The sequence below is a fragment of the Aequorivita sediminis genome (assembly GCF_032080575.2).
In the GTDB taxonomy this organism is placed as follows: Bacteria; Bacteroidota; Bacteroidia; order Flavobacteriales; family Flavobacteriaceae; genus Aequorivita; species Aequorivita sediminis.
The window spans coordinates 1-6629 of the sequence record NZ_JAVLSO020000014.1; the positions used below are offsets into that span (position 1 = coordinate 1).

Annotated in this window: 7 protein-coding genes; all 7 read right to left on the reverse strand. The window is 31.4% G+C overall.

Annotated features, from left to right (window positions below; all coding sequences use genetic code 11):
• Positions 1–372 precede the first annotated feature (372 nt).
• On the reverse strand, positions 373–861 hold the full coding sequence (locus RT250_RS13280) for a hypothetical protein (protein WP_313115356.1): 489 nt from the start codon (positions 859–861) through the stop codon (positions 373–375).
• 24 nt (positions 862–885) lie between these two features.
• Positions 886–1047, reverse strand: coding sequence for a hypothetical protein (locus RT250_RS13285; RefSeq protein WP_313115358.1), 162 nt, complete (start codon positions 1045–1047; stop codon positions 886–888).
• 25 nt (positions 1048–1072) lie between these two features.
• The gene (locus tag RT250_RS13290) at positions 1073–3055 is read right to left on the reverse strand and encodes a DUF262 domain-containing protein (protein ID WP_313115359.1); all 1983 of its coding nucleotides are present in this window, start codon (positions 3053–3055) and stop codon (positions 1073–1075) included.
• A complete protein-coding gene (locus RT250_RS13295) occupies positions 3043–4029 on the reverse strand; it encodes a DUF7834 domain-containing protein (protein ID WP_313115360.1) in 987 nt (328 codons plus the stop codon). The genes RT250_RS13290 and RT250_RS13295 overlap by 13 nt, the downstream gene beginning before the upstream one ends.
• Positions 4019–4465 (reverse strand): DUF262 domain-containing protein, encoded by a 447-nt coding sequence (locus tag RT250_RS13300; protein WP_313115361.1) that lies wholly within the window; start codon positions 4463–4465, stop codon positions 4019–4021. Before RT250_RS13300 ends, RT250_RS13295 begins: the two co-directional genes overlap by 11 nt.
• A 265-nt stretch (positions 4466–4730) precedes the next feature.
• The gene (locus tag RT250_RS13305) at positions 4731–5192 is read right to left on the reverse strand and encodes a hypothetical protein (protein WP_313115363.1); all 462 of its coding nucleotides are present in this window, start codon (positions 5190–5192) and stop codon (positions 4731–4733) included.
• Between the two features lie 217 nt (positions 5193–5409).
• A complete protein-coding gene (locus RT250_RS13310; protein ID WP_313115364.1) occupies positions 5410–6510 on the reverse strand; it encodes a toxin-antitoxin system YwqK family antitoxin in 1101 nt (366 codons plus the stop codon).
• Between the last annotated feature and the right edge of the window lie 119 nt (positions 6511–6629).

Here is a 6629-nt window from a genome sequence, read left to right on the forward strand (position 1 = left end):
AAGAATCCCCAAAAACGTTACAAACAAATAATTATAATAAGAAAAGAAATTAAGGACATTATGATGACAAGTCGGCAATACATTAAAGTTCGGGAGGACAGTTAAAATGTCACCCAAAAGATATAATTGCCATTCCAAAACAACAAATACAAGATAAACTAATAATCAAACACACCCCCTCAGGCACTTATACCAATTTAATATAGAAAGGTAAGCGGCCACATCAAAAATTGCAGTCAACAATCCCAATTAAGGGAAAACCGACTCCTGAAAACCCATCCCAAACTAGACCAACCCCCATAAGGACAAACCGACATACACCGGTTCAGTCAACACTGCATTCATGTTGGGTCGTACCGACCACACGAATGCTTAGTTATTGGCGGTAGTTTTTTCTTTAATCAGTTTTCTTAATATTTTATAATTTTCAGCCATATCAGGGATAAAATTCAAATGTTTCCGCCTTATATTCAACACTATTTTATCATTTTTCCTTTCTATTCTCAGAATTGAGTCCGATATTTTTTGGTCAATTTGATATTCAAGTTGAGTGTCAGTCTCATAGATTTTATTAATTTTTGAAATCTGAAGATTCAGTTTAGTTTTTAAGTTACTCCAATTTTCTTCTGTGTTTTCAATTAAGGCAGAATGTTGAGATTCAAGAAAGTCATTGTATACAATCTCATCAAATTTTTCATATTCAAATAAATTCCAAAAGACTATAAAAAGAGCGATTATTATTCCGGCTAATTTTGATATCGTAATGTCAGTCGTTTTAAATCCACTAGGTAACATCCATACCATAAAACCTACTGGGAATAAGTAAATAGATTTTAGTATAAATTTCCTTGTTTTATTCATCGAGATTTTTTTTTTTTTTTCAAATTACCGCCAACGTTTTGCAGCTATAAGAAGTTGGCGATTTCGAAGCACAAAACTGTCAACCTGCACGAAAGTTTGATTGAAAAAAAGAACTTGATTTAACCACTGAACCGCCAATTTCTTATAGGTGCTGTTGGCAGCTGGCGTTCTTGTTGTGTTTGTCATTGTTATTCTGTTAGTCAACATTTTATCATTCAATTTTTGTGTTGTCAAAATACCTTTCTAATACTTGCAATATTTTTTCTTGATGTCTTTCTGCTAATTCATCATTCCAAGTTTCATTAGCATAAATTAAATCTGATTTTAATGAGTCATAAGAGCCTTTATTTTTCTTGTCATTAAATCTCGCTCGTTTAACTTTATAAGGCTGGTCTCCATATTCTGAATTTATACTTCTTGTAACAAGTACTAAATTACCCATTTTGTCAAGTTGTTTAATACAAACTTTATCCCTTTTGTCTCTAGGGTTTTGTGGTCCAATATGCTCAATTGAGTTCTTTGCAGTCACTTTATAACTATTCCATTGTGGTTTTCTTAATTCGTCTTTTTCGTGCCAAAGAATAAAATCTATTTTATAAAACCAATAATGAGGAAAGCCTGTGCCTAATTCTTCGTGTAAAATTGAATAATCAATAGGATGTTGGGGATAATCTTCCATACATTCCCAAGTTCTATCGGTTAGCAATTCTTCATCACGATTTGTACAAAAAAGTACATTGTCTAATTTCTTTAACCAATCATAAGCATCTTCAAAACTAGGATGGTCTAAAAGCCAATATAAATAGGGTGTCAGCCAATATTGGGTAGTGTTTTGTTGAGAATGGTATAATAATCCTTGTAAATGTGTTAGTCCATTATATTGTTCCGTAAGTTCTCTCCTTAAATAATACGCCCAACCGCCTTTTTTTTGATTTTGTTTTCTGACCTTTTTAATCATTAACTCTTCATTATTTTGCTCAAGTTCAACCCATTTAATTATGTACTTGTCAAAAACTTCTCTGATTTTAAAGAGCAGTTCCACAAACTCTTTACAATCTTTTTCAAAGTCATCTATTTCTTCTTGACTTATTGGTGGTTTTTTAGGTAAAAAGTATTCATCAAATATTTTCAATAGTTCTTTTTCATTAATTCTTTGAATATCATTTAAATCTCTTTCGTACCTAAAAATTCGCAAAGTATGTAACAATAGTTGAGGAAATGTTAAGATACTTCTCACTTTTTGAAGTTCATCATCAGTTGTATGAGGATGTAATTCAGTTAAGATTTCATCATCACTTTGTGCAATATCTTCAACCTTTCGCTTAGACAATATTTTCTCTAGACTTAATAAGTCAGTTTGTAAGTTATTGCTCTTGTCGAATAATGAACGTATTTTTTTTGAATCAAAAGTGTTAGACCATTGATTGTAAGAATCGGCAACACTTCTAGATGAGCCTATTTCATAACTTAATGCACGCTCCAAATAATTTCTAGTATCGTTACAAGCATTCCAAATACCTGAATATTTCCATCTAGCTGGACGACTTTGAATACCTGCCAAAATTCTTGCTTTTAAAATTTCGTCTTGAGATAACTGTTCGCCTCTATTGTTTAATGTTTCGAAAAGTTTATTTAAGTCTGTCTTTTGTGGCACAGTTGTAATTACAAATTTCAACTTTTTAGCAATGAAGTTAGCAAAAAGTTCTTTTTCGCTTTCATTCTTAATTTTAGACTGTATTAATTCCTTCAATCTTCTTCTTGCTAAGTCAATTCTTACCAAATCCTCAAACTCTCGATTTAATTCTGTTGAAAAGTCTTGACCACTTGATAATTCAAGGAAGTACTTTTCAACTTTAGGTCTAATTGCAAATTGTATTCTTTGTTCTTTGCCCTTATTTCTAAAGCCAAGTAATAAATCGCCAAGTTCGTATGCCATTAACCAAAGAGTTGTAAATCTTTGCTGACCATCAACTAAATCGAATAATTCATTATTCCATTTATTTTTAACCAAGATTACACCACCAATGTAATACATATCCTTATTCACTGAACAGGCTGTATGAAGGTCATTAAACAAAGTTTCAACTTGTTCATCTTCCCAAACATATAGTCGTTGGTATCTTGGAATATTAAATCGAAGTCCTTCTTCTACAACCTTATTTATTGTATATAAGGAAGATGTTATTTTATCCATTCAATTCGTTTTGATAATTTATTTTCCTTTAGACCATAAAAAGAAATTACTCTATTCTTATACTTGTCCCTTACGCCATTGTCTGCTTTTAAATTTTCGTTTTCGTATATGGCTTTTACTTGATTTTGGCTACAAATAAAATCAAACACTTCTTCTGGCAGATAAGAATGAGCAATGACATCTAGTAAATTGTTGTCAGATTGGAGAAGGCTGTTTTTAATTGCTTCTTGGCGGACGTAATATTTTTCAATTCGAATACTACCAATAAAATAATCGAAGTATTGTACAGCCTTATCTATATCCAAACTTCCAAATGTATCATAATACATCACTAGGCATAGCTGTAAGTAGTGCCTTAGATATTCAGACATATTTGAATTGTAAATCTCGCTGTAAAATCTTCTCACCTTTTGAATATTGCTGTCCTCTATATTTGTCTTATAGAATAGTAATTGGTGAATTGCATAATACTTTTGTGTGAATTGGAAGAAGTTTAACCCTTTGTATAGTGGTTGCCTAATTGTAAATGGTAGCTTGTCTATTTCGTTAAAATGGATTTCAGTATTTCCAAGTGGTTTAATTACATCAGTATCGCTAATAACAACTTCGGTAAATTTCACATTGTCTTTCGCTTTAAATAATCTGTAAGAGTTGTTAGTTGATTTTATTGTTTTCTTTTGAAAACTGGAGAGTATTTGGTCTTTGTTTTCAGGAATTATATTTGATTGCCCTTTCCATTGTCTAGAGCGATAAAGAATTTTATAAAAGAGGTGCAATAATCCTCTTTCTACATTCATTTCGTTTTGAGCTTTAATTGCAGCTTGTTCCCATTCTTCGGCTAATTTTGATTGTAAAGTTTCTGATTCAATTTCTCTCAAATGATAAGCTTTTAGATAGTCATCAGCAGCTAATGAAACACCTCTATTGTTTTGAGAATCAAAAAAGGCAAATGACTGGTCTTCTTCATTGCTCACTATTAGGGTAAATACAAGTTTTTTGAAAAAGTTTTTTTTGCTCTAATAACTTAATCAGTTCTAACTGTTCATTTAAGAACTGATAGTTTGTTTTTATGTGATAAAATGAAATGTGGTTGTTGTAGTGAAAATTTTGTCCTTGTTGAATAATGTCAGAGAGGACATATGAAATCAAGTTTAGTGTTGTTAATCGTTGTTGTCCGTCAATTATTTCAAAGCAGTTTTCTTGTTTGTTGTTGTACAGTAAAATTCCACCAATATAATAATCTAAGTCGGGTTCAGGTTTTTCAATGAAAAATTCTTTGAGGTCTTCAAGCAGTTCTTTTACTTTTTCTTTGTCCCACCTGTAAGGTCTTTGATAGTCGGGTATTTGAATATTCTGATACCTTTGGATAAAGTCTTTATAGTTAATGTTGAGTACTTTTACTTCTGCCATTCTTCGTTTTTAATGTTCAATTTTTTGGAGTTTTTTCTCTTCGTTAATTTGATGTCTGTCGGTTCTCTACGCTTGCTGCCAACGGAAACGGCTAAAAGATGGTTGCGATTTGGTGAACTGAGTATTTTCTGCAAGTTAAAAATATAAATGGAAGAATAAGGTTCCGGTTAGCACATTGCAGCAATCTCTTTTTAGCCAATGTTGTGTGCCGTTCATATTCTGCCAAGATCTGATTTTACTTTATATTGATCACAAACAGACCTGTTTATTTTCGGGTGACGCTTATTTGAGGGAACAAAATCGTAGACTCATTCACTATTCGAGCAAAGGGCAGAAATTTTTTTAATTTCTTGTTTAGATTATAAATGAACGAATTCATCTCTCTTACAATCAATTCGTCATCGAGACCCGCTTGATGCACAGATCCATCCCGATTTAAAACAGACATGCCATGATAATTTATTTTTATCAGTTCATTGTCGTGTGCCATTTCTATCATTCTCATTGTTATACGAAAGCTGTCACTGCTTTGAATGGTTGCAGCCAAAAAAGTTTCCCCCCTAGACGCATTCTCCACTTTCTTATATGCCGCTCTAATTTCTATAGCAGGGTTATTAGTTGCGTCGGTATATAGCCTATTTATTAAAACTGTAGGATTACCCATTTCAGTTTCAGATATATTTTTAGACAACCAATCACTCAGCGTTTTTATCAGACTTCTTTTCATTATAATATAGTCTCTCAATTTAATAATTATGCAAGCCGTTTTTTCGTAATGGCTACTTCACAGGAATGGCACACAACGGTTTTGGCTATGGTTTCGCTGCGGAATAATTCAAGCAGAATTATTCCGAGTATTCCTCAAAGTTAATAAAATACTTGGGGTTTCCGACAGGGAATTCCGTAGCAGTGAACTATAGCCAGTGTTGTAGCACGTTATTCTTTTAATATTTATAACTCAATAATTCAATTTCTTTATCATAGGGTGTGAATATTTTTGAGTTTTTAATTACAATTGGAAAATAGTCAAAACCTGGTTTGTACTTAAAAGGAAAAGTAACAGCCTTTTTTAAACTAAAAATTAGTTCTTTTATCAAATCAATTGATTCATTATCTGCTTTTGAAATAATCGATACATCAATTATTTTTTTATTTGTTCCTGTTTTTATTTCCACTAAAAACCAATTGTCAGTAATTGATTCGTTTAATTTCAACTTGTAGAAGCGTTTTTTAATTTTTTCATAAAATTCGTCATTTACTCCAATGTCCGTTTTTTGGTCACATCGAGAAGGTCCAATTATCTTTAGTCGTTCTAAAAATACGATTCCAGTAAATGTTGCATTGAAATGATTATAATACAAGTCATTACCTAAAACTGGTGATATAGAGATTCCTTTTTTAAAAGTAAAATTTTCAAAATATTCTTTTCCATAATTGGTGTTTCCAGCATAAAAGTTCCATTCTCCACCAGGTAATCCGTCTTTTACGTTTCCGGTTAATTTGGATTTTTGAGAACTAGAAATAGACATAAAAAGGCTATCAATAAATTTTCCATTTCCATTCTCAACAATAATTTCCCCTAGTTCAGTACTCTGTTCCAATAGGAATTCGTTATTGTTTTTGTAAATCACTTTTTTTATTGATTTACCATTTTTTGAGAAGCTCTCCCAAATTCCTGTTCTGTTTCCTGAAGTGTATTCAAATTCCATTTTCTTTCCCCCGTTTCTATAAAATGAATTGAATTTTCCGTTTAGTTTTCCATTTTGATAAGAGCCAGTTAAGAATAAATTATCACCATTGTAAAAGACTTTTAAAGAATCTTTAAATTGAAAAAGTTTGTCATCAAATTCTGCAATTAAGTAATATTTAGAGCAATCTTTGTAGGAGATACGAAAAACTCCATCTAAATAAATCTTGACTTTTCCATCTTGAGTTTTTTCTATTAAATCGTCAAAATATTCATATTCTTGTGCAGTTAAATCTGTGTATAAACAAAACAATAGAATTGTTAAAAGTTTGAATGTAAGTTGAAAAAAATTGTTCACTAATGATTTCGGTTTTAATGTGCTACAACGGCAGTCTGTCTCAAAACTACACTAATTTTCTTTTAAATTCAGTTGCAGGGTTAAGATTTCCGTATTTCATGAATTTTATGAAATTTCTC